The 23,585-nt window shown below is 64.7% G+C and carries 25 protein-coding genes; 8 read left to right on the forward strand and 17 right to left on the reverse strand.

What is annotated here, in order from left to right:
• Positions 1 to 10: 10 nt before the first annotated feature.
• Both SOQ14_RS07205 and SOQ14_RS07210 read left to right on the forward strand, forming a co-directional pair.
• A complete protein-coding gene (locus SOQ14_RS07205) occupies positions 11 to 940 on the forward strand; it encodes an electron transfer flavoprotein subunit alpha/FixB family protein (protein ID WP_322897380.1) in 930 nt (309 codons plus the stop codon).
• Positions 941 to 1,012: 72 nt separating this feature from the next.
• Positions 1,013 to 1,885 (forward strand): TonB family protein, encoded by an 873-nt coding sequence (locus SOQ14_RS07210; RefSeq protein ID WP_322897381.1) that lies wholly within the window; start codon positions 1,013 to 1,015, stop codon positions 1,883 to 1,885.
• A 9-nt stretch (positions 1,886 to 1,894) separates the two neighbouring features.
• Here SOQ14_RS07210 and SOQ14_RS07215 read toward each other — a convergent pair whose 3' ends face one another.
• The 6 genes from SOQ14_RS07215 to SOQ14_RS07240 form a co-directional block, all read right to left on the reverse strand.
• A complete protein-coding gene (locus SOQ14_RS07215; RefSeq protein ID WP_322897382.1) occupies positions 1,895 to 3,193 on the reverse strand; it encodes a DUF445 domain-containing protein in 1,299 nt (432 codons plus the stop codon).
• 50 nt (positions 3,194 to 3,243) lie between these two features.
• Complete coding sequence (locus tag SOQ14_RS07220; RefSeq protein WP_322897383.1) at positions 3,244 to 6,702, reverse strand: efflux RND transporter permease subunit; 3,459 nt, start codon at positions 6,700 to 6,702, stop codon at positions 3,244 to 3,246.
• A gap of 33 nt (positions 6,703 to 6,735) precedes the next feature.
• A complete protein-coding gene (locus SOQ14_RS07225) occupies positions 6,736 to 7,926 on the reverse strand; it encodes an efflux RND transporter periplasmic adaptor subunit (protein ID WP_322897384.1) in 1,191 nt (396 codons plus the stop codon).
• A gap of 206 nt (positions 7,927 to 8,132) precedes the next feature.
• Positions 8,133 to 8,414, reverse strand: a complete 282-nt coding sequence (locus SOQ14_RS07230) for a GlsB/YeaQ/YmgE family stress response membrane protein (protein WP_322897385.1) — start codon at positions 8,412 to 8,414, stop codon at positions 8,133 to 8,135.
• A 103-nt stretch (positions 8,415 to 8,517) separates the two neighbouring features.
• Positions 8,518 to 8,817: a CtrA inhibitor SciP gene (sciP, locus tag SOQ14_RS07235; RefSeq protein ID WP_322897386.1), complete on the reverse strand. Its 300-nt coding sequence runs from the start codon at positions 8,815 to 8,817 to the stop codon at positions 8,518 to 8,520.
• Entirely contained in the window at positions 8,814 to 9,206 is a 393-nt protein-coding gene (locus tag SOQ14_RS07240) for a hypothetical protein (RefSeq protein WP_322897387.1), read from the reverse strand. Before SOQ14_RS07240 ends, sciP begins: the two co-directional genes overlap by 4 nt.
• A gap of 134 nt (positions 9,207 to 9,340) precedes the next feature.
• On the opposite strand from SOQ14_RS07240, the gene mnmA reads away from it, so the two are divergent.
• The gene (mnmA, locus tag SOQ14_RS07245; protein ID WP_322897388.1) at positions 9,341 to 10,510 is read left to right on the forward strand and encodes a tRNA 2-thiouridine(34) synthase MnmA; all 1,170 of its coding nucleotides are present in this window, start codon (positions 9,341 to 9,343) and stop codon (positions 10,508 to 10,510) included.
• On the opposite strand, the gene SOQ14_RS07250 is transcribed toward mnmA, so the two are convergent.
• Complete coding sequence (locus SOQ14_RS07250) at positions 10,507 to 10,848, reverse strand: hypothetical protein (protein WP_322897389.1); 342 nt, start codon at positions 10,846 to 10,848, stop codon at positions 10,507 to 10,509. The genes mnmA and SOQ14_RS07250 overlap by 4 nt on opposite strands.
• A gap of 47 nt (positions 10,849 to 10,895) precedes the next feature.
• On the opposite strand from SOQ14_RS07250, the gene SOQ14_RS07255 reads away from it, so the two are divergent.
• Complete coding sequence (locus SOQ14_RS07255; RefSeq protein ID WP_322897390.1) at positions 10,896 to 12,035, forward strand: serine hydrolase; 1,140 nt, start codon at positions 10,896 to 10,898, stop codon at positions 12,033 to 12,035.
• Positions 12,036 to 12,065: 30 nt separating this feature from the next.
• Here the strand turns inward: SOQ14_RS07255 and SOQ14_RS07260 are convergent, their stop codons facing one another.
• Together SOQ14_RS07260 and pdxH are read right to left on the reverse strand one after the other, a co-directional pair.
• Positions 12,066 to 12,869 carry a PhzF family protein gene (locus SOQ14_RS07260; RefSeq protein ID WP_322897391.1) on the reverse strand — a complete coding sequence of 268 codons (804 nt, stop codon included), beginning with the start codon at positions 12,867 to 12,869 and terminating at the stop codon, positions 12,066 to 12,068.
• A gap of 10 nt (positions 12,870 to 12,879) precedes the next feature.
• Positions 12,880 to 13,542: a pyridoxamine 5'-phosphate oxidase gene (pdxH, locus tag SOQ14_RS07265; protein ID WP_322897392.1), complete on the reverse strand. Its 663-nt coding sequence runs from the start codon at positions 13,540 to 13,542 to the stop codon at positions 12,880 to 12,882.
• A gap of 225 nt (positions 13,543 to 13,767) precedes the next feature.
• On the opposite strand from pdxH, the gene SOQ14_RS07270 reads away from it, so the two are divergent.
• Genes SOQ14_RS07270 through SOQ14_RS07285 form a run of 4 tightly spaced genes read left to right on the forward strand, consistent with a single transcriptional unit; the run spans position 13,768 to position 17,457 of the window.
• Positions 13,768 to 14,739 carry a DnaJ C-terminal domain-containing protein gene (locus tag SOQ14_RS07270; protein WP_322897393.1) on the forward strand — a complete coding sequence of 324 codons (972 nt, stop codon included), beginning with the start codon at positions 13,768 to 13,770 and terminating at the stop codon, positions 14,737 to 14,739.
• Entirely contained in the window at positions 14,736 to 15,626 is an 891-nt protein-coding gene (locus SOQ14_RS07275; protein ID WP_322897394.1) for a YihY/virulence factor BrkB family protein, read from the forward strand. Before SOQ14_RS07270 ends, SOQ14_RS07275 begins: the two co-directional genes overlap by 4 nt.
• The gene (fabI, locus tag SOQ14_RS07280) at positions 15,623 to 16,429 is read left to right on the forward strand and encodes an enoyl-ACP reductase FabI (protein ID WP_322897395.1); all 807 of its coding nucleotides are present in this window, start codon (positions 15,623 to 15,625) and stop codon (positions 16,427 to 16,429) included. Before SOQ14_RS07275 ends, fabI begins: the two co-directional genes overlap by 4 nt.
• 14 nt (positions 16,430 to 16,443) lie before the next feature.
• Complete coding sequence (locus tag SOQ14_RS07285) at positions 16,444 to 17,457, forward strand: NAD-dependent epimerase/dehydratase family protein (RefSeq protein WP_322897397.1); 1,014 nt, start codon at positions 16,444 to 16,446, stop codon at positions 17,455 to 17,457.
• A 3-nt stretch (positions 17,458 to 17,460) separates the two neighbouring features.
• On the opposite strand, the gene SOQ14_RS07290 is transcribed toward SOQ14_RS07285, so the two are convergent.
• From SOQ14_RS07290 to SOQ14_RS07325, 8 genes are all read right to left on the reverse strand, one after another.
• Positions 17,461 to 18,075 carry a hypothetical protein gene (locus SOQ14_RS07290; protein WP_322897398.1) on the reverse strand — a complete coding sequence of 205 codons (615 nt, stop codon included), beginning with the start codon at positions 18,073 to 18,075 and terminating at the stop codon, positions 17,461 to 17,463.
• Between the two features lie 96 nt (positions 18,076 to 18,171).
• The gene (locus tag SOQ14_RS07295; protein ID WP_322897400.1) at positions 18,172 to 18,693 is read right to left on the reverse strand and encodes a demethoxyubiquinone hydroxylase family protein; all 522 of its coding nucleotides are present in this window, start codon (positions 18,691 to 18,693) and stop codon (positions 18,172 to 18,174) included.
• A gap of 30 nt (positions 18,694 to 18,723) precedes the next feature.
• Positions 18,724 to 19,176 (reverse strand): disulfide bond formation protein B, encoded by a 453-nt coding sequence (locus tag SOQ14_RS07300; protein ID WP_322897401.1) that lies wholly within the window; start codon positions 19,174 to 19,176, stop codon positions 18,724 to 18,726.
• Positions 19,177 to 19,185: 9 nt separating this feature from the next.
• On the reverse strand, positions 19,186 to 20,535 hold the full coding sequence (gene ctpA, locus SOQ14_RS07305) for a carboxyl-terminal processing protease CtpA (RefSeq protein WP_322897402.1): 1,350 nt from the start codon (positions 20,533 to 20,535) through the stop codon (positions 19,186 to 19,188).
• A 93-nt stretch (positions 20,536 to 20,628) separates the two neighbouring features.
• Positions 20,629 to 21,852 carry a murein hydrolase activator EnvC family protein gene (locus SOQ14_RS07310; RefSeq protein ID WP_322897403.1) on the reverse strand — a complete coding sequence of 408 codons (1,224 nt, stop codon included), beginning with the start codon at positions 21,850 to 21,852 and terminating at the stop codon, positions 20,629 to 20,631.
• A gap of 17 nt (positions 21,853 to 21,869) precedes the next feature.
• Positions 21,870 to 22,295, reverse strand: coding sequence for a 23S rRNA (pseudouridine(1915)-N(3))-methyltransferase RlmH (locus SOQ14_RS07315; RefSeq protein WP_322897860.1), 426 nt, complete (start codon positions 22,293 to 22,295; stop codon positions 21,870 to 21,872).
• A gap of 116 nt (positions 22,296 to 22,411) precedes the next feature.
• Positions 22,412 to 22,768: a ribosome silencing factor gene (gene rsfS / locus SOQ14_RS07320; RefSeq protein WP_322897861.1), complete on the reverse strand. Its 357-nt coding sequence runs from the start codon at positions 22,766 to 22,768 to the stop codon at positions 22,412 to 22,414.
• Between the two features lie 147 nt (positions 22,769 to 22,915).
• A complete protein-coding gene (locus SOQ14_RS07325; protein ID WP_322897404.1) occupies positions 22,916 to 23,584 on the reverse strand; it encodes a nicotinate-nucleotide adenylyltransferase in 669 nt (222 codons plus the stop codon).
• Position 23,585: the final 1 nt, after the last annotated feature.

The raw sequence follows: 23,585 nt of genomic DNA on the forward strand, positions 1-23,585 counted from the left end.
GGATTATCAGATGAAGACTCTGGTTCTCGTCGAACATGACAACACCAAGGTGAACGACGCGACGCTCGCGGTCGTCACCGCTGCGGGCAAGCTCGGCGAAGTGCACCTGCTGGTTGCCGGTCACAATTGCGGCGCGGTGGCAGAAGCCGCCGCCAAGATCGCCGGCGTGGCCAAGGTGCACGTCGCGGACGACGCCGCCTATGCCAACGGCCTTGCTGAAAACGTCGCCCCGCTGGCGGCCGGCCTGATGGCCGATCATGACGCTTTCCTCGCCGCTGCCACCACGCAGGGCAAGAATGTTGCCCCGCGCGTCGCTGCGCATCTCGATGTGATGCAGGTTTCGGAAATCCTGTCGGTCGAAGGCCCCAAGACCTTCACCCGCCCGATCTATGCCGGCAACGCCATCGCGACAGTCGAATCGACCGATGCCAAGTTGGTGATCACCGTGCGCGGCACCGCTTTCGAAAAGGCAGCGACGGAAGGTGGCTCGGCAGCCATCGAAGCCGTTAGCGGCGCAGGCGATGCCGGTGTCTCGACTTTCGTGAGCTCGGAAATTGCCAAGAGCGAGCGCCCTGAACTCACCAGCGCCAAGGTGATCGTCTCGGGTGGCCGCGCGCTCAAGGACGCGGAAACCTTCGAAGCCGTGATCACCCCGCTCGCCGACAAGCTCGGCGCCGCGATTGGCGCGAGCCGCGCAGCGGTGGACGCGGGCTATGTGCCCAATGATTACCAGGTCGGTCAGACCGGCAAGATCGTCGCACCGGAAGTCTACATCGCGGTCGGCATTTCGGGCGCGATCCAGCACCTTGCCGGGATGAAGGACTCGAAGGTGATCATCGCCATCAACAAGGACGAAGACGCCCCGATCTTCCAGGTCGCGGATATCGGCCTCGTGGCTGACCTCTACAGCGCCGTCCCGGAGCTGACCGGGGCGCTGTAAGCGGTTCGTCGCAAGAGACTTTATTTTGAAATGAGCCTCCGGCAGTCTCCCACGGCTGTCGGAGGTTTTTTCATGCGTCACGTTGTTCCTGCTCTCGCTTTTCTCGCCCTTGCCGCTCCCGTGCTTGCCGAACCTGCCGCGCTCAAACCGAGCAGCAATTGGCACGTGGATTACGGCGAAGACGTGTGCCGCCTGAGCCGTGAATTTGGCGACGAAAAGAACAAGCACTATCTCACCTTGCGGCAATACTGGCCCGCCCGCGAGGCGGGGTTGACGGTGGCCGGCCCCGCATTTCGCAAGTTCGCCAGCCGTCAGAAGACAAGCCTGCGCTTTGCCGAAGACAGGCCGGAACTGGAAAGCCGCCCCTTCGCCGGAACTGTCGAGGGGTACGGACCGGCGGTGATTTTCGCGACCGTCAACATCGCGAAGGCCGAGCCTGAGTCCAATCAGGCTGATTCGGCAGTGAAAGAAAATCCCCGCGGCGGGCTGGATCTGAGTGAAGCGGCCAAGGCGCGCTTTGTCGAATTGAAGCAAGGTGTTCACGTCGTGCGGTTGGATACCGGGCCGCTGACCGAAGCCTTCAAGGTGATGAATGATTGCACCACGTCACTGGTGAAGGAATGGGGCCTCGATCCCGAGCGCCTGCGCACCGCGCAGAATGGCCCACGCTGGCTCAATCAGGCCTCGCTGGTCCGCAAGATCGGCTCACTCTATCCCGGCGGCGCGCTGCTGGGAGGGGAGCAGGGCATCATGCGCATGCGCGTGATCGTCGATGATCAAGGCGCGGTCGAGCAGTGCAGCATCATCAAGGCGACCAACACCCAGAATCTCGAATCGCCCGCCTGCGAGGTGATGAAATCCGCCAAGTTCGAACCGGCGCGCGACGCGGCTGGCCAGCCCATGCGCTCGTTCTACGCAACGTCGATCAGCTACGTGATCAATTGATCGGGATTGCTACAGCACCGCTGTGGTGAGGAAGTGCAGGCTCATCCCCACCAACCCGCCGACAATCGTTCCGTTGATGCGGATGAACTGGAGGTCGCGGCCCACCGCGCTCTCGATCCGGTCGGTGATGGTGGTGGCATCCCAGCGCTTGACCGTTTCTGACACCAGCTTGACGATCTGCCCGCCATAGCGCGTCGCAATGCCCACCATCGTGCGGCGGGCAAAGCGGTTGATCTGATGCTGAAGCCGCGCATCCTGCTGGAGCGCAACGCCCAGATCGGCAAGGCTCTTGCGCATTTCCTGCCCCATCATGCTGTCGGGCGTGCGCGCGCGGCGGATCAGCGAAAGGCGCGCCCGCTCCCACACGCCAAGCCACCATTCGGCCACCGCCGGGTTTTCGAGCAGTTCGATTTTGAGGCTTTCGACCCGTTCGCGCGTCTCGGGATCGTGCTGCAAGTCCTGCCCGAGCTTTTGCAGACCTTCCTCGATCTTGAAGCGCAAGGGATGATCAGGATCGATCAGCACTTCGGCGAGCAGCTTGTAGAGGCCATCAAGCACGTTGGAGGAGATCGTCTTGTCGAGCCCGGCCCAGCGTAGCACACCTGCGACACGGCCATGGATGATCTCGCGCAGGGTTTCCTCATTATCCTCGATGGTAAGGCCCGCCCAGCGCACAAAGCCATCGATCAGCGGCTGGTGACGCCGGTCGACCATCGCGGATTCGAGCATCCGTCCGGCCAGCGGCGCAATCTCAAGCTTGGCAATCTGGCCGGCGAGCCCTGATCGCACCTGATCGCCGAGCCGTTCGGGATCGAGGCTTTCGAGCACCTCGGCGAGCAGTTCCGCCGCGCCGCTGGTGATGCGGGTGCGCGGATCGCTGCTTTCGCTGCGTTCGGGCGCCGCCGTGAGGAATTCGCCGAGCGCGCGGGCGACATTCATCGCCGCCATCCGCCGTGCGACCACGGCGGGCGTCAGGAAATTCTCTTGCAGGAACTGCGCCATGGTATCTGCGATGCGATCCTTGTTGCGCGGGATGATCGCGGTGTGCGGGATCGGCAGGCTGAGCGGATGGCGGAACAGCGCTGTCACCGCAAACCAGTCGGCCAGCCCGCCCACCATCGCGGCTTCGGCAAAGGCATTGATGTAGCCCCACGCGGGATGCACGCCGAGCAATCCATGGGTGCTGACAAACACCGCCGCCATCGCGGCGAGCATGCCGGTGGCCGTCCAGCGCATCCGCCGCGCGCGATCCGCGGTGAGCGGTTCGCCGCCGAAAGTCAGAGGCCGTGGGTTCGCGGTGCTCGCCATGCCAGCGGCTTTAGCCGGAATTGCCGCCAACAGTCACGCCCTACCGTGGCCTACTCGGCCGGCTGCGGCGCTTCCTGCGAACGGCCCTGCTTGTCATCGCCCGGCTTGAAGGTCAGGAAGCGCTTGGTCAGCCACGGGCCCGCGCGCTTTTCGAAGCCATCGGCAAGGCTGAAGCCCGCCGGGACAATCAGCAAGGTCAGCAGCGTCGAGAGCAGCAGCCCGCCGATCACCACAATGCCCATTGGCTGACGCCACGCCCCGTCGCCCGAGAGCGAGAGCGCCACCGGCACCATCCCCGCGGTCATCGCGACGGTGGTCATGACGATCGGCTGGGCGCGCTTGTGACCGGCATCCATGATCGCCTCAAGCTTGGGAATGCCCTTGTTCATTTCCTCGATGGCGAAGTCGATCAGCAGGATCGAGTTCTTCGAGACAATGCCCAGCAGCAGCAGGATCCCGATATAAACCGGCATCGATTGCGGCTGGCCAAGCAGCCAGATCAGGAACACCCCGCCCAGCGGCGCCAGCGCCAGCGAGGTCATGTTGACCAGCGGGCTCATCAGACGCTTGTAGAGCAGCACCAGCACCGCAAACACCAGCAGCACACCGGCGGCGACGGCGATGATCAGGCTCACCACCAACTCGGCTTGCCACTTGTCCTCGCCCACCACGTCGCGGATCACCCCGACAGGGAGCTGCTTGAGGATCGGCAGCGCATCGATCTGCGCCTGCGCCTCGCCCTTGAGCACGCCCGCCGCGAGATCGGCGCCCACGAGCACGCGGCGGTTCTGGTTGTAACGCTGGATCGCGGTCGGGCCCGAACCGAAGGTGATCTCGGCCACCCGGCCCAGCGGGACCGAGCCGCCATTGAGCGTCTGCACCGGCAGGTTCTCGATGGTGCGGAAATCGCCGCGCGCATCTTCCGAAAGGCGAACCTTGATCGGGATCTGGCGATCGGACAGCGAGAAACGCGCCGCGTTCTGCTCGATCTCGCCCAAGGTCGCGATACGGATGGTCTGCGACAAGGCCGCGGTGGTGACCCCCAATTCGGCGGCAATCTTGTCACGCGGCGTGATGATGATTTCTGGCCGGTTGAGGTCCGCGCTGATCCGCGGAGCCACAATCGTCTTGAGCGCCTTCATCTGTTCGACCAGCGTGGCGGCGGTCTTTTCCAGCAGCACCGGATCGGACCCGGCGAGCATGATCGTGATGTCCCGGCCCGAGCCGAACCCGCCGCGCTGGGTCTGGAAGCGAACCCGCGCATCGGGGATCTGCGCCAGTTCCGCTGCGAGCTCGCGTTCGAACTCGATCGAGCTGCGGTCGCGGTCTTCCTTGAGCGTGATGAAGATCGTCGAGCTTTCGCCCAGGCGGATCCGTTCGAGCAGCCGCTCGACATCGGGCTCTTCGCGCAGGCGCGCTGCGACCGAATTGACGAGGCGCTTGGCTTCGGCGAGTGAGGTGCCCGGCACCATTTCAATCTCGACCCGGCTGTTTTCGCTGTCGATGCTCGGTTGGAACTGCGGCGGGATCTGTCCGAACAGCAGGATCGTGACGAGCAGCGAGAACCAGCCGACCGCGAGCATCCACACCCGGTGATCGTAGAGCCGCGCCGTCAGATAGCGGACGCTCTCGGCAAAGCGGCTGGCGCCCTTGCCGAACAGCTGGATACCTTTGAACGCGATGATGCCAGCGGCCAGTGAGGCCACCGAGACCAGCAGCAGCTGTGCCACTTCGATGGTCTTGACTACAAACAGGTGGCCGACGCCGTAGCTATCGGTCGTCACCGCTGCGGCAACCGTCTTGGGGATGCCAAGCGACCAGATGAAGTTGAAGCTCTGGAACATCGCCAGCCCTGTCACCGCCAGCAGCGCGACAACCGTGAAGAACAGCCCGGCGACATAGCCTCCGCGCGAGCGCGGCGGGGTCAAGCCTGCGCGGCGTGCCTGCATCGCGCTGGTATCCAGCGTCCAGGCGAGCACCGCGAGATAGCGGTCCATCCACTTGCCGCCGCCATGCTCGGCATGGCCCTTGGCTTCGAGGAAATAGGCCGCCATCAGCGGCGTCACCATCCGCGCCACGGCAAGGCTCATCAGAACAGAAACCACAACGGTCAGGCCGAAATTGCGGAAAAACTGGCCGGAAATGCCCGGCATGAGGCCAACCGGCAGGAACACAGCAACAATACAGAAGCTGGTCGCCACCACGGGAAGGCCGATTTCGTCAGCCGCATCGATACTGGCCTGATAGGCATTTTTGCCCATGCGCATGTGGCGCACGATGTTTTCGATCTCCACGATCGCATCATCGACCAGCACGCCCGCTACCAGCGCCAGCGCGAGGAGCGAAAGGAAGTTGAGGTTGAACCCCATCAGATCCATGAACCAGAAGGTCGGGATTGCCGAAAGCGGGATCGCCACCGCCGAAATAAAGGTCGCGCGCCAGTCGCGCAGGAACAGGAACACCACCACCACGGCGAGCACCGCGCCTTCAATCAGCGCCCAGATCGAGGATTTGTACTGCCCGCGGGTGTAATTGGTGGTGGTCGACAGCTTGATAAACTTCACGCCGGGCGTTTCCGCCTCGATCTTGTCGAGCTCTTCCATCGCCGCGTCATAGACAGCGAGATCGGAAGCCCCGCGGGCGCGGTTCATGAAGAAGTTGACGACTTCCTTGCCGCCGACTTCGCTGATCGAGGTGCGCTCGGAATAGCCATCGCGCACGGTCGCCACGTCGGCCAGGCGAATGGTGCGCCCACCGCCCAGCTGGATCTGGAGTTGCGAGAGTTCATAAGCGCTCTTGGTGTTGCCAAGCACGCGCAGCGATTGGCGGGTGCCGCCGACTTCGGCTAGACCGCCTGCCGCATCAAGGTTGACCTGCCGCAGCACGGCGTTGATCTGCGAGGCGGTTACGCCGAGCGCCTGCATCCGCGCGCTGTCGAGAATCACCTCGATCTCGCGGTTGACCCCGCCGAAACGCCCGACTTCGGCCATGCCTTCGATCTTGAGCAAGCGCTTGGCGACCGTATCATCGATGAACCAGCTGAGCTGTTCGATCGTCATGTCATTGGCTTCGACCGCAACATAGCCGATCGGTTCGCCCACTGCGTTTACCTTGTTGATCCGCGGTTCGAGAATGCCATCAGGCAGGCTGCCACGCACCCCGCCCACCGCTGTCGTCACTTCGCTCAGGGCATCGGTAACGTCGGTGCCAATCTCGAATTCCACCACCGTGTTCGAGCTGCCCTCGCGTGCGGTGGACTGGATCGATTCGACACCGTTGATCGAACGCACCGCACTTTCGATGCGCTGGGTGATCTGGTTCTCGATCTCGGTCGGCGAGGCGCCGGGCTGCGAGATGTTGACGATGACCGCGGGGAATTCGACATCCGGGTTGTTGGTCACGTCCATGCGCGAGAAGCTGACCATTCCGGCCAGCAGCAAGGCAACAAAGAACACCAGCGGAATCACTGGATTGCGGATCGACCAGGCCGAGATGTTGCGAAGACTCATTGCGGTGGACGCCTGTTGCTGGAGGTGTTCGGATCAGGACTTGAGCGGCTGCGGATTGACGCTTTCGCCCGGCGTGAGGAAGCCGCCGGCGCGCAGCACCACACGTTCGCTCCCGGTCAGACCTTCGATCACCACGACGCCAGCCTTGGTCACCATGCCGGTCTTGATCGCGCGGCGTTCTGCCTTGTTGTCTTCGCCGATGACATAGACAAAGCTGCCATCGCCATCTGCCAGCACCGCGCTTTCAGGCAAGATCGTCGCGGTGACGGTGCCGCTGCTGATCCGCGCGGTGGCAAAGCCGCCGGGGCGCAGCTCGGGCGCCCAATTGAGCGCGATGCGCGCGGTGCCCTGACGCGAAGCCTGATCGATGATCGGAGCAAGCTGCCAGATTTCGCCGCGGAAACGCTTTTCCGTCCCGGTGGGAATAACGGTTGCCGTCGTGCCAACCGGGAGTTTGGCCAGTTGGTCTTCGCTCAACTGAGCGAGCAATTCGAGCTCGCCGCCGCGCGCGATGGTGAACAGTGCGCCGCTTCCGGCGCCGACGGTCTGCCCCGGCTCGACATTGCGTTGCAGCACATAGCCAGCCGCAGGGGCATAGATATTGAGCCGTTCGTTGCGCGCGCGCAATTCGCGCAGCTGCGCTTCAGCCACCTTGACGCGGGCCACCGCTGCATCGCGGGTTGCAGTGAGCTGATCGACGTTGGCCTTGGTCACAAAGCCGCGCTCGACCAGTTGCAGCGCGCGATCAAGATTGGCCTGCGCCAGCTTGGCATCGGCGCGCGCGACTTCGATCTGGGCGGCCTGCGCATCGGCTTGCTGGACCTGCACCGCGCGATCAATCACAGCAAGCACCTGTCCGGCCTCGACCCAATCGCCCGCATCCACCAGCACGCGCAGCACCTGCCCGCCTTCACCGGCAACGCCCACCGGCATCGGACGGCGCGCGGCGAGCGTGCCGGGCGCTTCGATTTCGCCGGTCACGGTGGTCTGCCCGGGCGTGATCACGGTCACCGCCGGGGCCTGCGCATTATCATCGCCCGCCGGAACCGGTTGCCCGCCGACCAGCGCGAAATAGGCCGCAATCGCCAGCCCGAGCCCGAGGATCGCGAGCCCGCCGATGATCACCCCGCGCGGGATCGCCGGGCCTCTGGCCGAGGCAGGCGCGCCGATATCGGCGGGAATGCCGTCAATCGCTTCGGCGGTGATCGTGGTTTCGTAATTCATTGCCATTCCTTCGTGCGGGGTTGCGCTGCCGCCTGCCCGCTGGCGCTCATCAGGCAGCGCCGGAGTGTATTACTCTGATAAGTCACTTTGCGCAATTCCTGTTAGGGCAGCGACCGGCAGCCAACAATGGCGTTATCGACTGATGACTTTGAGCCTAGACGAAGCGCACAGGCCAAAGTTCCCGGATTTGCGCAGGCAACGGCGCCTCAGCGCAGCCGTCCGCGCTGGATCAGATTGACAATCGCAAGCAGCAGCGAGGCCCCGGCCACCGCTGCGAGAATGCCCGAGAGATCGGGCGGCCAGCCGCCAATCCGTCCGCTACCGAAGATAAAAGAGAACACCGAATTGCCGATGAACGAGCCGATCACGCCCACCACCACATTGGCGACAAGGCCCATATCGGCATCGCGGCGCATCACCAGACTGGCGAGCCAACCGACAAAGCTGCCCATCAGCAGAAACCAGACAAATCCCAGAATTTGGCCCACAACGCCTCCGCCCCGCTGGCACAGCGCCAGCAAGGCCCAGTCTAGGCAAATTTTGTGGCAGGGAAAAGACGCCGCGCCCGCATGGGCGCCGCGAAGCAAATGCTCAGTACTTGAGTTGGCGCTCGTACAGCTTGCGATAGTCCTGCAAGCGGGTGACGCGCAGGCCCTTCATGCCCGAGCGATCGACCGCGCGTTGCCACGAGGCGAATTCCTCAAGCGTGAGGTTGTAGCGCGCCAGCACTTCATCGATGGTCAGCAGCCCGCCGCTGACCGCAGCCACCACTTCGGCCTTGCGCCGCACCACCCACCGCTTGGTATCGGGCGATGGCAGATCGGCAAGCGTCAGCGGTTCGCCGAGCGGACCGATCACTTGTGCAGGGCGGAAGTCCTGGTTTTCAATCATTGCTCATCTTTCGCATCATCCCGGCTTGAAAGCGCATCCGCCGAAAGTTCAGCGACGCCGCTCTGCTGAGCCGCGACAATAGGGGTCGAACGTTTAGACACCTCTAAAGCACCGGGGTTAACAGGTCGTTGGCAATCCTCGAGCTTGCGAAAATATTGTGCTGCAACATCGCTGAAGCTGGCTGCGGTGTCCTCGATATTGCGGCGCGCTTCGAAGCGCAGCGCCTGTCGCAGATCGCGGGCAGCCTCAAGCCGCGCCGTAAGATCGCTCCAGGCAATCGCCTTGAGCGCGGTCTCGCCGCGCCGCAGGGCGGCGGGGTGGGCCAGCGTGTCGCTCCGCTCGGACGAGCCAGCCTGCGCGGCGCGAAATGATCGTGATTCCTCGAACATGGCGACAAGGCCTAGCGGCCGTTGGTCAAGATTGCGTAAAGCCGCGGTTTACCCGCTCTTAGGATTAATCCGGCGCCCTCGCCAAAGACTGGCGCAATCCCTGCCTGCTCGCTATAGGGCGCGCGCTGGCTCCCATGGACACGACCTCACCTCCCGACGCCCGCCCGGATTTCGGGCTTGATGCGGCTGCGCTGTTCGATCTGCCGCGCGCCGCAGCGCAGTGCCGCATTGTGGTGGCGATGAGCGGCGGGGTGGATTCCTCGGTGGTTGCCGCGCTCGCCGCCGCCAGCGGCGCGGAAGTGATCGGCATCACGCTCCAGCTGTATGATTACGGCGCGGCGACCGGCCGCAAGGGCGCATGCTGCGCGGGCGATGACATCCGCGATGCGCGCGCTGTCGCCGACAGGCTCGGCATTGCGCATTATGTCTTCGATCACGAAACCGCCTTCCGCGAGGATGTGGTCGAACAATTCGCCGATGAATATCTCGCGGGGCGCACCCCGGTGCCCTGCATCCGCTGCAATATGGGGCCCAAATTCACCGACCTGTTCCGCATGGCGCGCGAGTTGGGGGCGGATTGCCTCGCCACCGGGCATTATGTCCGCCGGATCATGACGGCCGAGGGGCCGCACCTCTACCGCGCCTGCGATCCCGCGCGCGATCAGTCCTATTTCCTCTATGGCACCACCGAGGCCCAGCTCGATTACCTGCGCTTCCCGCTGGGCGGCTTGCACAAGACACAGGTGCGCGAACTGGCGGAGATCGCGGGCCTGCGCAACGCGGCCAAGCCTGACAGCCAGGACATCTGCTTTGTCCCCGATGGCGACTACGCCAAGATCGTCACCAAGCTGCGGCCCGAAGGGGCGGCGGCGGGCGATATTGTCCACGCCGCAACGGGCGAGCGGCTCGGCACCCACAAGGGGATCATCCACTTCACCGTGGGCCAGCGCAAGGGCCTCGAGATCGGCGGCCAGCCCGAACCGCTCTATGTGATCGGAGTCGACGCAGCGTCGCGCGAAGTGCGGGTCGGGCCGAAGCGGATGCTCGCGGTAGAAGCCGCGCATCTGATCGAGACCAACCGGATCGGATCGCTGCCCGATGAACCGCTGACAGCGAAGGTGCGCAGCCTCGCCAAGCCGGTGGCGGTTATGCTCGAAGGGGGTTTGGGCGACGGCGCACCGGCCACGATCCGCTTTGCCGCGCCGGAATTCGGCGTCGCGCCGGGGCAGGCGGCGGTGATCTATGCGGGCGAGCGCGTTGTCGGCGGCGGCTGGATCGACAGCACCGCAAAGATCAGCGCCTAGCTGTCCCACGTCTCCAGCACGCAGCCATAGCCTTCGCGGTAGGTTGCGGTGGTCGAGGCAATCAGCGGAAAGCGCGCGGTGACACTGCGCGCGGCTTCATCATCGACCAACGTGACAAGCTCCATCCCGGCCAGCTTGTCCTTGGCGCAATCGCCGAGGCTGCGCCCGGCGACAAAGCGGCACGAACAGGCGACCCGCGCCGAATAGGCGGTGCTGATCCCGGCATAGCCACGGAGCGGTTCGCGGAAGACCGCAAACAATCCGGCCAGCACCACCAGCACAGCCAGCAGAACCCACCAGAATGCCGAGCGCGCGCGCGAACGCGTCGATTGTGCCATTGCTTTCACCATTGCCAAGCGGGGTTCCATCGGGGATTGAGAGCGCGATGATGCCGCGCTCCCTGCTCCTTAAACCCGCCCTTGCCCTTGTGCCAACCCTGCTCTTGGCCGGATGCGGCAATGCCCCGGCCGCGCCGCCGCCCTTGTCCGAAGCCGCCTTGGCCGCTGTCACCGACACGGGGGGCGCGCCGCGCGATCAGTTGGCGCGCGCGGTGGATGATCTGTTCACCCAGCCCGGCCTTGGCGAAACCCGCGCGGTGGTGGTGATGGCGAACGGCAAGCTCGCTGCCGAACGCTATGGCCCCGGTTATTCGGAGGATACCCGCTTCGTCAGCTGGTCGATGGCCAAGACGGTGACAGGGGTGCTGATCGGGATGTTGGTGGCCGATGGCCTGCTCAGCCTCGATGCGCCCGCGCCGGTCGAGCAATGGCAGCGCCCCGGCGATCCGCGCGCCGAAATCACGCTGCGCCACCTGCTCCAGATGCGCAGTGGGCTGCGCCATGTCGAAAGCGGCGACCCGCCTTACGAATCAAGCGAAGTGCGGATGCTGTTCCTCGACGGGCGCGACGACATGGCGAAGTGGGCCGAAGAACAGCCGCTGGCCGAGGAGCCGGGGGCGAAATTCGTCTATTCGTCCAACACCAGCGTGATCCTTGCCGATATTGCGGCGGCGGCGCTGACCGACAGCACCGATCCTGCAACCCGCGTGCAGGTGATGCGGACCTATCTCAAGGAGCGGCTGTTCGCCCCGCTCGGGATGGATTCGATGGTCCCCGAATTCGATGCCTCGGGCACGCTGATCGGCGGCAGCCTGATGCATGCCACCGCGCGCGACTGGGCGAAGTTCGGCGAATTCCTGCGGCGCAAGGGCCGCGCGGCGGACGGCACCCAGCTTGTCCCCAGCCGCTGGATCGAAGCCATGCTCACCCCGAGCCCGGCGAGCCCGCATTACGGCTTCCAGATCTGGCTCAACCGGCCCTTGGCGCAGAGCGAGGGCCAGCATCCGCTGTTCCCTGATCGCGCGCCGCACCGCCTGTTTTCGCTGATCGGCCATATGGGCCAATATGTGCTGGTCTCGCCGCAGCAGGGCGTGACGATGGTGCGGCTTGGCCATTCCGACAGCACCGAGCGCCCGCTCATGCTGCAACAGGCGGCCGATGTGCTGGATCTCTATCCGGTGAAGTGATCGGCGCCCCTACGCAGAGCGCCGCCACCCTTACAGGTGGAACACACCCTCGACCACGGTGACGCATGGCCCGCCGAGCCATGCCCGCTCGCCATCGCGCTGCAAGGTGAGATCGCCGCCGCGGGTGCTCGCCTGATGCGCGGTGAAGCTGTCCCGCCCGAGCCGCTTGGCCCAGAACGGCGTGAGCACCGCGTGGGCCGAACCCGTCACGCTGTCCTCGTCCACCCCGCCGCCCGGCACGAAGACGCGGCTGACGATATCGGTCGCATTGCCCGGCGCGGTGACAATGAACTGGTCTTTGCCCAAGGCTTCAAGGCCACGGATATCGGGCGTCAGCGCGCGAATGGCGGCTTCGTTTTCATAGAGATAGATGTTGTAGCCCAGCTCTGAACGCCAGACTTCGGCAGGTTCGGCACCGAGCAGACGGATCGCTTCGGCCTGATTGGCGGCGGTGTCTGCCGTTGTCGCAATCGCCGGGAGCGCCAGCGCATAGCCTTCGCCATCGCGCCGCACTTCGAGAATGCCCGATTTGCGGGTGCGGAAGGTGATCCGATCACCGCCATCACGGGTCAGCAGCACATGGCCGCTCGCCAGCGTCGCATGGCCGCACAGCGCGATTTCATAGGTCGGCGTGCACCAGCGCAGCTCCCAATCGGCTTCGCCGGTGGCATCGCGCACGACAAAGGCGGTTTCGGCAAAGAGGTTCTCCCCGCCAATTGCCACCAGCACATCATCGGGCAGCCATTCATCGAGCACCATCACGGCGGCCTGATTGCCGCCAAAGGGGCGGGCGCTGAAGGCATCGACATGCCAGTAGGGGATCGGCTTGGGCATTTTCATATCCTCAAGGGTAAAGGAGGGTATCGCTCCACACCGCGCTGGCATCGGCGCGCACGAATTGGCGGCGATCATGCAGGCGGTTGTCGCGATCGATCCAGAATTCGATCAGGCGCGGGGAGAGGGTGAAGCCCGTCCAATGCGGCGGACGCGGCACTTTGCCTTCGGCTTCATGCGCGGCCCACAGCTCCTGCACCCGATCAAGATAGGTCTGGCGGGCAGGCAGAGGGCGCGACTGGTCGCTCGCCGCGCTGCCGACCTGGCTCTTGTAGGGGCGCGAGTGGAAATAGGCATCGGCCCGTTCGGGAGAGACTTCGATCAGCGGGCCTTCGATGCGGATCTGGCGGCGCAGGCTTTTCCAGTGGAACAGCAGCGCGGCCTGCATATTGGCGCGGATCTGGCTGCCTTTGCGGCTTTCGGCATTGGTGAAGAAGGTGAAGCCGCCGCCTGCGATCTCGTCCTTGCCGTGCCCTTTCAGGAGCACCATGCGCACCGAAGGCGCGGCATCAGCGGTGGCGGTGGCGAGCGCCATGGCGTTGGGATCATTCAGCTCTGCACTTTGTGCGGCCGCGAACCATTCATCGAACAGCACGAAGGGATCGCCGCCCGCGGGCAGCACGCTATCGGCCAGTTGGGCCTCGTTGAGCGCGGATTGTGCGGGATTGTTCATCATATCGCCTATGAAGCTGAAGTTGGAGACAACTGAGACACTGTCTAAAGACCCAAAAGCCCCGCAGCTCAGACATACCGGGCCTTACAACACACCACCGGGCAGGAAGGTCCGGCGATCTGCTGCGAGATAGGTCGCTCCGGCGGGTTAGGAAAGGCTTGGCATGTTGCAATCATTGTACCCTTGCACCTTGCAGGCGGCGGATGCCTCACCTAGCTAACAGGGATGCGCGATCCCTACAGCATTCTGGGCGTTCCCCGCACGGCTTCCGAGGCCGACATCAAGAGCGCCTATCGCAAGCTTGCCAAGGAACTGCATCCCGATCGCAACACCGATAATCCCAAGGCGGCGGAGAAATTCTCCGAAGCCACCCGCGCCTATGATCTCCTGTCGGACAAGCACAAGCGCGCGCAATTCGACCGCGGCGAAATCGATGCCGATGGCAATCCGGCCAATCCTTTCGCCGGGATGGGCGGACGGGGCTATAATGCCGGCGGCAGCGCAAGGCCGAGCGATTTCGGGGGCTTTGGCGCAGATGATCTGGATCTGTCCGATCTGTTCGAGGGCCTGTTCGGCGGCGGTGGCGGCAGAGGCCGTCAGGAAGCCCCCGGCACACGGCGCGGCTTTGGCCAGCGCCCGCCTCCGCCCCCGCCGCGCAAGGGCGCGGACATCACCTACCGCCTCGCCGTGCCCTTTGTCGATGCAGCGGCCGGGCGCGAACAGCGCATCACGCTGGCCGATGGCAAGACAATCAGCCTGAAACTGCCCGCCGGGGTCGAAGATGGCACGCTGATGCGCCTCAAGGGCAAGGGCCAACCCGGCCCGGGCGGCAATGGCGATGGCATTGTCGAGATCCAGATCGGCCCGCACACCTTCTTCCGCCGCGATGGCGACCATATCCGCATGGACCTGCCGATCACCCTTGATGAAGCGGTGCGCGGCGCCAAGGTCAAATGCCCGACCGCTGATGGCCCTGTGATGCTGACGATCAAGCCGGGCACCAGCAGTGGCACGGTGATGCGGCTCGCTGGCAAGGGCTGGAGCCGGAAGAACGGCAAGCTCGTGGATGGCAAGCCCGAGCGCGGCGATCTGCTTGTCAGCCTCGAAATCCAGCTGCCGCAGGATCTCGCCCCGTTGCAGGAACGCCTCGCGGATTGGGCCGATCCGACGCAGGTGCGCGAAAAATTCGGGCTGTGAACACCGCACTGCGCGGCCTGCTGGCGCCCGGAAACCGCGCTTTCGCTGTCGCCCGCGGAACGGTGCACGGCACCTTTTCGGATGGCTTCATCCACGCCGGCAATCTCGCCTATCTCGCGATGGTGGCGCTGTTTCCTTTCTTTGTGCTGGGCGCGGCGCTGTTCCAGTTGATCGGCGGGCCGCAGCAGGCCGAAACCCTTGTGCTGAGCGTAGTGGCCAGCCTGCCGCCTGCCGTGGCCGAAGAGATTCGCCCCGCTGCCATTGCAGCCGTCCGTGCCCGCACCGGCTGGGTGCTGTGGCTGGGGGCCGCTGTCGCGCTGTGGACCGTATCAAGCCTGATCGAGACGATCCGCGATATCCTGCGCCGCGCCTATCGCGCCGACAGCACCGGCACCGCGTTCTGGCGCTACCGCCTGGGTTCGATCGGGCTGATCCTCGCCAGCGTGATCGCGATGATGCTCTCGCTGTTTGCGCAGGTCGCGATCGGCACGGCGGAAGAAGTGATCCGTTCGATCTTTCCGCAATTTGGCGATGTGATCGCGCTGCTCCGGCTCAGCCGGCTGGCACCCGCCGTGCTGCTGGGTGCGTCGCTCTGGGCGCTATTCTACAGCCTCACGCCGCAGCCCTATCGCCAGAAGCGCAGCCCGACATGGCCCGGCGCGCTGGCGACGGCGATCTGGTGGATTGCGGTGGCCACCGCCCTGCCGATCATCCTGCGATATTTTCTCAGCTTTGATCTGACCTATGGATCGCTCGCCGGAATCATGGTCACGCTGTTCTTTTTCTGGCTCATCGGGCTTGGGATCGTTATCGGCGCGGAATTGAATGCGGCGCTTGCACGGGAGGGGAAACCGGCGCAAGGGCAGGCCAAGGAGGTAATAATATGAAGGGTTTAATGCACGGCAAGCGTGGCCTGATCATGGGACTTGCCAATGACAAATCGCTCGCATGGGGCATTGCCAAAAAGCTGGCCGAGCAAGGGGCGGAACTTGCCTTTTCCTATCAGGGCGAAGCGCTTGCCAAGCGGGTGATTCCGCTCGCCGAACAATTGGGTAGCGATTTCACCTTCGAATGCGATGTGTCGGATATGGCCTCGCTCGATGCCGCCTTTGACCTGCTGAAAGCGCGCTGGGACCGGCTTGATTTCGTCGTCCACGCCATCGGCTTTTCCGACAAGAACGAGCTGCGCGGCAAATATGTCGACACGAGCCTCGAAAACTTCCTGCTGACCATGAACATCTCGGCCTATTCGCTGGTCGCGGTCACCAAGCGCGCAGCGGAGATGATGGGTGAGGACGGAGGCTCGATCCTCACGCTGTCCTATTACGGCGCGGAAAAGGTCGTGCCGCATTACAATGTGATGGGTGTCGCCAAGGCGGCGCTGGAAACCAGCGTCAAATATCTCGCCAATGATCTCGGGCCGCGCAATATCCGCGTCAACGCGATCAGCGCGGGGCCGATCAAGACGCTCGCCGCCAGCGGGATCGGCGACTTCCGCTACATCCTCAAGTGGAACGAACTCAATTCGCCGCTGCGGCGCAATGTCACCATCGAAGATGTCGGCGGCTCCGCACTCTATTTCCTCTCAGACCTTGCCTCGGGCGTCACAGGCGAGACGCATCATGTTGATGGTGGCTATCACATCATCGGGATGAAGCAGGAAGATGCCCCGGACATCGCCCTGTCCTGAGATTGACCCCCATAATGAAAACAATCCTCGTCACCGGTTCGGCCGGGTTCATTGGCTATCATCTGGCAGACCTGTTGCTGCGCGAAGGCTTTCGCGTGATCGGCTATGACGGGATGACCGATTATTACGATGTGAAGCTCAAGCAGCGGCGCCATGCCATGCTGGCGGATCATGCCGGTTTTGTGGGCCATGAAGGGATGCTCGAGGATTTCGACCGGCTCCATGCGCTCGCCATGGCGGAAAAGCCGGATGTGATTGTCCACCTCGCGGCCCAGGCAGGGGTGCGCTATTCGCTCGAAAACCCGCGCTCCTATATCAATGCCAACCTTGTTGGCACTTTCAACGTGATGGAATGCGCGCGCGAGCTCGGGGTCGATCATCTGCTGATGGCGTCAACCTCGTCGGTTTATGGCGCGACCAGCGCAATGCCGTTTCGCGAAGGCCAGGAGACCGATACCCCGCTCACGCTTTATGCCGCCACCAAGAAGGCGAACGAGGCGATGGCGCATTCCTACGCCCACCTCTGGGATCTGCCGACCACGATGTTCCGCTTCTTCACGGTCTATGGCCCGTGGGGGCGGCCCGATATGGCGCTGTTCCGCTTTACCCGCGGGATTCTCGAAGGGACGCCGATCGATGTCTATAATCACGGCGAGATGCACCGCGATTTCACCTACGTGACCGATCTGGTGCGCGGCATCCGCCTGTTGATCGATCAGGTGCCGCAGCGCCCGGCCAGCGCCGAGGCCATTGCGCCGAGCGACAGTCTTTCACCCGCGGCGCCCTATCGCATCGTCAATATCGGCAACAGCGAGAAGGTGCGGCTGCGCGATTTCGTGGCCGCGATCGAAGAGGAATGCGGGCGCGAGGCGATCCGTAATTACATGCCGATGCAGGCCGGCGATGTCCCGGCGACATGGGCGGATGCAAGCCTGCTGAAAGAGCTCACCGGCTATGCCCCGCAGACCCCCTTGCGCGAAGGGGTGCGGCAATTTGTCGCGTGGTATCGCGACTATTACCAGATCTGACAATTACTCGTCGGGCGAGGGCGTGGCCTGCGGTGCGGGCGGCGCGATCGGCGGAAGGGGAGCCGCATCCGGCCCCGGCTTGCCCGCTTCGCCCGGCAACTCGCCCGCGCGTTCGCGTTCGAGACGCTCCATATATTCGCGCTCGATCATTTCGACCCGCGCCTGTTCGGCAGCGGCCGACTCGTCAATCTCGCTGAGGCGTTCCTGACGGGCCTTCTCGATCAGCTGGCCGAAGCGCACCGATTCCGCTTCGGACTTGTCCTTGGCCCAGTCATCGATAAATCTCTGAGTGCAGCCCGTAATTCCGCCCGCGCCCGCCGGGCTGCAGCTCATGGTGCCGAAATCGCCGACATAGCGAATCTTGTCGACCCGGCGTGACCATGCGGTGTTTTCGGGCGAATCGCTGAACCGCAGGTTGGAAGGGATGCGATAGCGTTCGGCCTCAACCAGGATTTCGCACACCACGATCTCGCCCTGCTTGGCGACGGGGCATTCATCCTCGCTATAAGCGATCACCATGTTGATGCGCTCGCCCGCAGGGCCTTGCGCAGCCGCCGGGCTGATGGTCAGAAGCGCCGCTCCCGCGGCAGTACTTGCAGCAGTGATCAACGCTTTCATCAGGCCCCATCCTTGTCTTGGCAGCTTGGCTGCCATGCCCGTTCTGGCGGGTGCTTGTCTAGGCCTTGCGGTCTGAACCGGCGGTGAAGCGCCCGTTTACACCCGTTCGCTGACCTTGATCGCAATCCGGCAGCCCAGTCGGATCGCGCCTGCGAGCAACGGATAGGCCGGTGCCCGCTCGGCGCCATTCGCAAGGGCAGCATCGCGATGTTCGCGTTCATCCTCGCGGAAGGCCTCGATCATGTCGGCGAGTTCGGGATCAGCGCCGGTATCCTTCAGCCGTTCGAGCTGTTCGCTGTAATGCTTGTCGATCTCGGTCTCGACCGCCGCGGTGCAGGCCATCGCCGCTTCGGGCCCGAGCAGCGCCGTGCCCGCGCCCAGCAGGTAGCCCGCCGCCGACCAGAAGGGATGCAGCGCGGTCGGGCGCACCCCGCGCGCGGCGAGCAGGGCATCAAACTTGGCACGGTGTTCGGCCTCTTGTTCGGCCATGTGACGGATTTCAGCCGAATGCGGCCCGCGATCGCCCATCACGGCAAGCTGGCCTTCGTAGATCCGGGTCGCGCCGAATTCGCCTGCCTGATCAACCCGGATCATGCGGTGAAGTTCTGTGCGGTCCATCATCGGCTCCTTGGCAATTGCGGGGATGTCTTACCGACGATACGCAGCGAGCGCCACGATGGCCGCACCGGCAAACGAGGAAATCAGGAAGTTGAAGCCCGCGAGCGAAATGCCGAACAGCGTCCACGGCGCGCGATCACAGCGGATCAGAGGAGCGGCGCGCGGGTCCATGACGTCAACCGCCGAAGGGATCGTCGAACAGCCGGTGACGCCTTGCCACCAGCCATATTCGACCCCGGCGTGAAACCCGCCGATCAACCCCGAAGTGAGGATCGCCAAGCCCGCCAGCGCGGTCCACACCGCTGCGGGGCGCATCGCAAAGGCCGCAGCCGCCAGCGGCACGGCCGCAAAATGCGGGTAGCGCTGCCACCAGCACATCTCGCACGGCGGCAAGCCAAAGCCATATTGTGCGATATAGGCCCCGCCGAGCAGGCTCGCAGGGACCAACAGCGCCAGCCAGCGCGCGGTGTTCAGATGAGCCATGACCGCCGCTTACTTCTTCGGGGGCATCCGCAGTGCCACCGTGCTCTTGGTGGTGCGGCGCAGGGTTTCCAGCGCATAGTGGAGCTGGAAATCCTCGACCCCCTGATCCTTGAGCTGGGCCGCGGTAAGCTGGAAGCGCGGATCATCGATCTGATCCTTCTCCATTTCCTCGTCCTTAATGCCAAGCTCGTTGATCAGATGGCCGCGCAGATCGCTTTCGCGGGTCTGGTATTTCTGGCGCGTGGCGTAATCGGGATCGGAAATCTGCGGCACGGTGATATCGGGCTTGATCCCGCCTTCCTGCACCGAACGGCCCATCGGCGTGAAGTAACGCGCCGTTGTCAGCTTGAGCGCGGCATCCGGCCCCAGCGGCAGCAGCGATTGCACCGAACCCTTGCCGAAGCTGCGCTCGCCCATGATCAGCGCGCGGCGGTGATCCTGCAAGGCGCCCGCGACAATCTCCGAAGCCGAGGCGGACCCGGCATTGATCAGCACGATCACCGGCACGCCTTCGGCCATATCGCCGCGGAACACGCTTTCGGCATCATAGAGGATCGTCTCGCCCCGCGCGCGTCCGCGCTGCGAGACAATGCGCCCGGTCTTGAGGAACAGATCGGAGAGCGCGACCGATTCATCGAGGCTTCCGCCCGGATTGTTGCGCAGATCGAGCACCAGCCCAGAAATGCGGCCGCCCGATTCCTTCTTGAGCGCCTGCCACGCCGAATAGACATTGGCGCCGACATTGGCGGAAAATTCGTTGACCGAAATGACGCCGACATTGCCCGCCGCCAGTTCATGCGTCACCGGCTCGAGCGTGATGACACCGCGTGTCACCGGCACTTCGAGCGGTTCGTCGCGCCCGGGGCGGAACACCGTCAACTGGATCGAGGTGCCCGCCGGGCCGCGCATCTGCGCCACGGCATCATCAAGATTGCCGCCATAGATCAGCTTGCCATCAAGATGCGTGATGAAATCGCCCGCCTTGATGCCCGCCTGCTCGGCCGGCGAGCCACGGAAGGGCGAGATCACCTTGACCGCGCCCTGCTCCATCACCACCGAAAGGCCAAGGCCCGAATAATTGCCCTCGATCATGGTTTCGAGCCGTTGCAGCGCGGCACCATCGAGATAGGCCGAATGGGGATCAAGCGCGGCGAGCATGCCATCAATCGCGCCGCGCACCAGCACATCATCCTCGACCTGATCGACATAGCTGGCCTTGACGCGCTGGAACACGGCGAACAGCCGCGCGAATTCCGGCCCGGCACGGCCATCGACTTGCGCCATGGTGGCGGTCGCAGTGGGGATCAGGGCAACCGCCGTCACCAGGGCGGCGCTGCGTAGCAAGGCGGCAATCTTCATAGGGTTCAGCAAGGCTCCTTACGGGTGCTGGTGTATAGCGTTGCGGGGCTTAACGCCAGATAGACGCACATCCGGCCTGTCGAACGGCTGAATCTAGCCGACAAAGCCCAGCGGATTGACCGGCGTGCCCTCGCGCCGCAGCTCGATCGTCACCGGCTCGTCCCCCCGTCCGGCAACGCCAAGCGGGCTGCCGCCGATCACGCTCTGCCCGACGGCGACATCGACCCGCGCCAATCCGGTGACAAGGCTGGTCCACCCGCCTTCATGTTCGATGATCACAATCCGGCCGAACCCGCGGTAAGGAGCGGCAAAAGCCACCCGTCCGCGCGCTGGGGCCACCACCTGCGCCCCCGCAACCGGCGCAAGGGTGATCCCGGTGTTGCGCTGGCCGCTCTCGCGCAGCGTCCCGAACCCGGCAAGCGTGCGCCCGGCGACCGGCAATTGCAGCCGCGGCGCGGCGCTGGTGGTGGGCGTTGCCGTGGGCATCTCGATCGGCACCGCGCTGGCAAGGTCCGCCGGACGCAGGATCGGCCCCGGCAGCGCCGCCAATTCGCGGCGCAGGCTGGCCTGCCGGTCAAGCTGATCAACCAGCCCGTCAAGATCGCGGGCCTGTTCGGCAAGGGCGAGCGCGCGCTCTTCCTCGCGCAGGGCATTGGCCCGCGCCGCGCGGAATGCGAGGCGCTGGCTCGCCTCAAGCCGCGCCAATTCCTGTCGCCGCGCACGCAGATCGACCTCACCGTCGCGCAGATCAGCCAGCGAGCGCGCCGCGGTGTTCTCCGCCGCGCGCCGCGCTGCCAACTCCCCGCGCAGGCCCTCCGTGCGCGCCCGGATCTGCGGAACGGCGCTCGCCAGCACGGCGCGGATATGCACCACATCCTTGAGCGAGCCGGGTTGCAGCGCGGATAGCGCAAGCGGGCGGCGCGCCGCGGTTTGCAGCGCTGCGGCCAGCCGCGCGGTTGGTTCCTGCTTGGCCGCCAGCCGCGCCGCGATCTCTGCCCGCTGCGCCCGCGCCAGCGAATAGCGCGCCCGCGCGACCTCGATGGCGGCTTCGGCCTGCTGGATCTGCGCCGCCAGGGCGGCGGCCTCTCTGGCTGCGCGCTCTGCGGCTGCGCTGGCCTGCTGCGCCTCTCGGGCAAAGCGCGCCGCACGCGCCGCGGCGGCAGAGCGTTCACGGGTGGCACGGGCGAGTTCGTCCTGCGCTTTGTCGGGCTCGATCAGCAAAACCGATGGCCCGGCATGGCCTTGCGGCCCGAACAACGCCCAGCCACCCAGCGCGGCGAGAGCTGCACAGGAAGCAAGGAACGGGCGCGGTGTCATGACGTCACTCTGCCCGATTAGCCGGCGCGATGATAGGGGTGTCCGGCAAGGATGGTAGTGGCCCGATAGAGCTGCTCGAGCAGCATCGCGCGGGCGAGCATGTGCGGCCAGGTCGCCGGGCCAAAGGCGAGAAGGAGATCGGCAGCGGCGCGTTCGGCATCCGAATGGCCGTCTGCCGCGCCGAGCATGAAGCGCACCTCGCGCACGCCATCATCGCGCCAGCGCCCGAGCAGCGCCGCGAAATCTTCCGACGCCATCGCCTTGCCGCGTTCGTCGAGCAGCACGGTCTTGCAGGGGGTGAGCGGCTCTGCCGCCTTGCCCGCGCCGGTATCGGGCCATTCGGTCAGCTTGGCCGGCCAGGTCAGCCGCTTGGCATAGCGCTCCACCAGCTCGCCTTCGGGCGAGCGGCCAATTTTCCCGCGCGCGATGATGTGGAGAAGGATAGGAAAATCCTCAAAGCTTGGCGCCGAACGGTCGCGCAGCGACCGGAAGCGCTCAAGCCCGCAGGGCTTGAAACAGCGCCGGGGACGAAGGCGCGCAAGCGCCTTCGCAAAGACAATCACGCGCGGCCCGAGGCTGCGCTTTCCGAGCCCTCGAATGACCACATGCGTTCAAGGTTGTAGAAGCTGCGCACTTCGGGGCGGAACAGATGCACCACCACGTCGCCCGCATCGATCAGCACCCAGTCCGCTGCGGGCAGGCCCTCAAGCCGCACCGGGCCGAGCCCGGCCTGCTTGATCCGCTCGGCCAGCTTCTGCGCCATCGCGGCGACCTGACGGGTCGAACGCCCGCTGGCGATCACCATGTGATCGGCAATCGAGCTCTTCCCCGCGAGCGGGATCGACACGACGTCCTGCGCCTGATCATCATCAAGCTGGGACAGCACCAGATCGTGCAGGTTGGCAGGGCTGTTCATGTCAGCCACCGCCTTGACCGCGCCCAGCGGCACGGCTGCGTAAAACGCCTCGGTCATCGGCAAGTGAGGTTCTCCAGAGTTCAGGGCTGATAGGCCCGGCACAAGGCGGCATATGGGGCGCAACAGCCAAAACGCGAGTCTCGCGCCTCATGCTGGTGGCAATCCTGTGATGCGGCGATGGGTCAGGCGGTCGCGCAAGGGGGGTGCAGGTCGTTCAGCGGTTCCAAGGTAATTTTCGGCCCACCCGGCATGGGCACGGCGAAGCGCCGTGGCCGAGCGGTGATCCGGATCGAAACGCAAGAAGACCAGTGCCGGTGCGCTCCATTGCCCCCGTTTCCGAAAGCTGGCCGCAGGCACCGAATAGCGCCTGAACCAGGCCATGGCGGGGCTCGTCATGACGGCATCACTATAGCCGGGACGGGCGATCACCGCAATCGGCATTGTCCGGGCAATGGCGCGCCAGTCCTTCCAGCGGTGGAACTGGGCGAGATTATCCGCGCCCATCAGCCAGATGAAGCGCCGCTTGGGATAGCGCCGCTTGAGCGCGCGCAGCGTGTCGATGGTGTAGCGGGTGCCAAGCCGGGCTTCGATCGCGGTCGGGATGATCGGCGCGCGCCGCGCCTGCGTCCGCGCGGAGCCGAGCCGGGCGCGCAGCGGCGCCATCCCTTCTGTGGGCTTGAGCGGATTGCCCGGCGACACCAGCCACCACACCTGGTCGAGCCCGAGAACTTCTGCCGCGAACAGGCTGATACGCCGATGCCCGCCGTGGGCCGGGTTGAAACTGCCGCCAAGCAGGCCGGTGAAAGTCGCGTTCACG

The organism is Erythrobacter epiphyticus (assembly GCF_034653295.1).
Taxonomy (GTDB): Bacteria; Pseudomonadota; Alphaproteobacteria; order Sphingomonadales; family Sphingomonadaceae; genus Erythrobacter.

Excerpts from the sequence above, each read along its gene's own strand:
- SOQ14_RS07205 (WP_322897380.1), top strand. The coding sequence starts at position 11 with ATGAAGACTCTGGTTCTCGTCGAACATGACAACACCAAGGTGAACGAC.
- SOQ14_RS07210 (WP_322897381.1), top strand. The coding sequence starts at position 1,013 with ATGCGTCACGTTGTTCCTGCTCTCGCTTTTCTCGCCCTTGCCGCTCCC.
- SOQ14_RS07215 (WP_322897382.1), bottom strand. The coding sequence starts at position 3,193 with ATGGCGAGCACCGCGAACCCACGGCCTCTGACTTTCGGCGGCGAACCG.
- SOQ14_RS07220 (WP_322897383.1), bottom strand. The coding sequence starts at position 6,702 with ATGAGTCTTCGCAACATCTCGGCCTGGTCGATCCGCAATCCAGTGATT.
- SOQ14_RS07225 (WP_322897384.1), bottom strand. The coding sequence starts at position 7,926 with ATGAATTACGAAACCACGATCACCGCCGAAGCGATTGACGGCATTCCC.
- sciP (WP_322897386.1), bottom strand. The coding sequence starts at position 8,817 with ATGATTGAAAACCAGGACTTCCGCCCTGCACAAGTGATCGGTCCGCTC.
- SOQ14_RS07240 (WP_322897387.1), bottom strand. The coding sequence starts at position 9,206 with ATGTTCGAGGAATCACGATCATTTCGCGCCGCGCAGGCTGGCTCGTCC.
- mnmA (WP_322897388.1), top strand. The coding sequence starts at position 9,341 with ATGGACACGACCTCACCTCCCGACGCCCGCCCGGATTTCGGGCTTGAT.
- SOQ14_RS07250 (WP_322897389.1), bottom strand. The coding sequence starts at position 10,848 with ATGGCACAATCGACGCGTTCGCGCGCGCGCTCGGCATTCTGGTGGGTT.
- SOQ14_RS07255 (WP_322897390.1), top strand. The coding sequence starts at position 10,896 with ATGATGCCGCGCTCCCTGCTCCTTAAACCCGCCCTTGCCCTTGTGCCA.
- SOQ14_RS07260 (WP_322897391.1), bottom strand. The coding sequence starts at position 12,869 with ATGCCCAAGCCGATCCCCTACTGGCATGTCGATGCCTTCAGCGCCCGC.
- pdxH (WP_322897392.1), bottom strand. The coding sequence starts at position 13,542 with ATGAACAATCCCGCACAATCCGCGCTCAACGAGGCCCAACTGGCCGAT.
- SOQ14_RS07270 (WP_322897393.1), top strand. The coding sequence starts at position 13,768 with ATGCGCGATCCCTACAGCATTCTGGGCGTTCCCCGCACGGCTTCCGAG.
- fabI (WP_322897395.1), top strand. The coding sequence starts at position 15,623 with ATGAAGGGTTTAATGCACGGCAAGCGTGGCCTGATCATGGGACTTGCC.
- SOQ14_RS07285 (WP_322897397.1), top strand. The coding sequence starts at position 16,444 with ATGAAAACAATCCTCGTCACCGGTTCGGCCGGGTTCATTGGCTATCAT.
- SOQ14_RS07290 (WP_322897398.1), bottom strand. The coding sequence starts at position 18,075 with ATGAAAGCGTTGATCACTGCTGCAAGTACTGCCGCGGGAGCGGCGCTT.
- SOQ14_RS07295 (WP_322897400.1), bottom strand. The coding sequence starts at position 18,693 with ATGGACCGCACAGAACTTCACCGCATGATCCGGGTTGATCAGGCAGGC.
- SOQ14_RS07300 (WP_322897401.1), bottom strand. The coding sequence starts at position 19,176 with ATGGCTCATCTGAACACCGCGCGCTGGCTGGCGCTGTTGGTCCCTGCG.
- ctpA (WP_322897402.1), bottom strand. The coding sequence starts at position 20,535 with ATGAAGATTGCCGCCTTGCTACGCAGCGCCGCCCTGGTGACGGCGGTT.
- SOQ14_RS07310 (WP_322897403.1), bottom strand. The coding sequence starts at position 21,852 with ATGACACCGCGCCCGTTCCTTGCTTCCTGTGCAGCTCTCGCCGCGCTG.
- rsfS (WP_322897861.1), bottom strand. The coding sequence starts at position 22,768 with ATGAACAGCCCTGCCAACCTGCACGATCTGGTGCTGTCCCAGCTTGAT.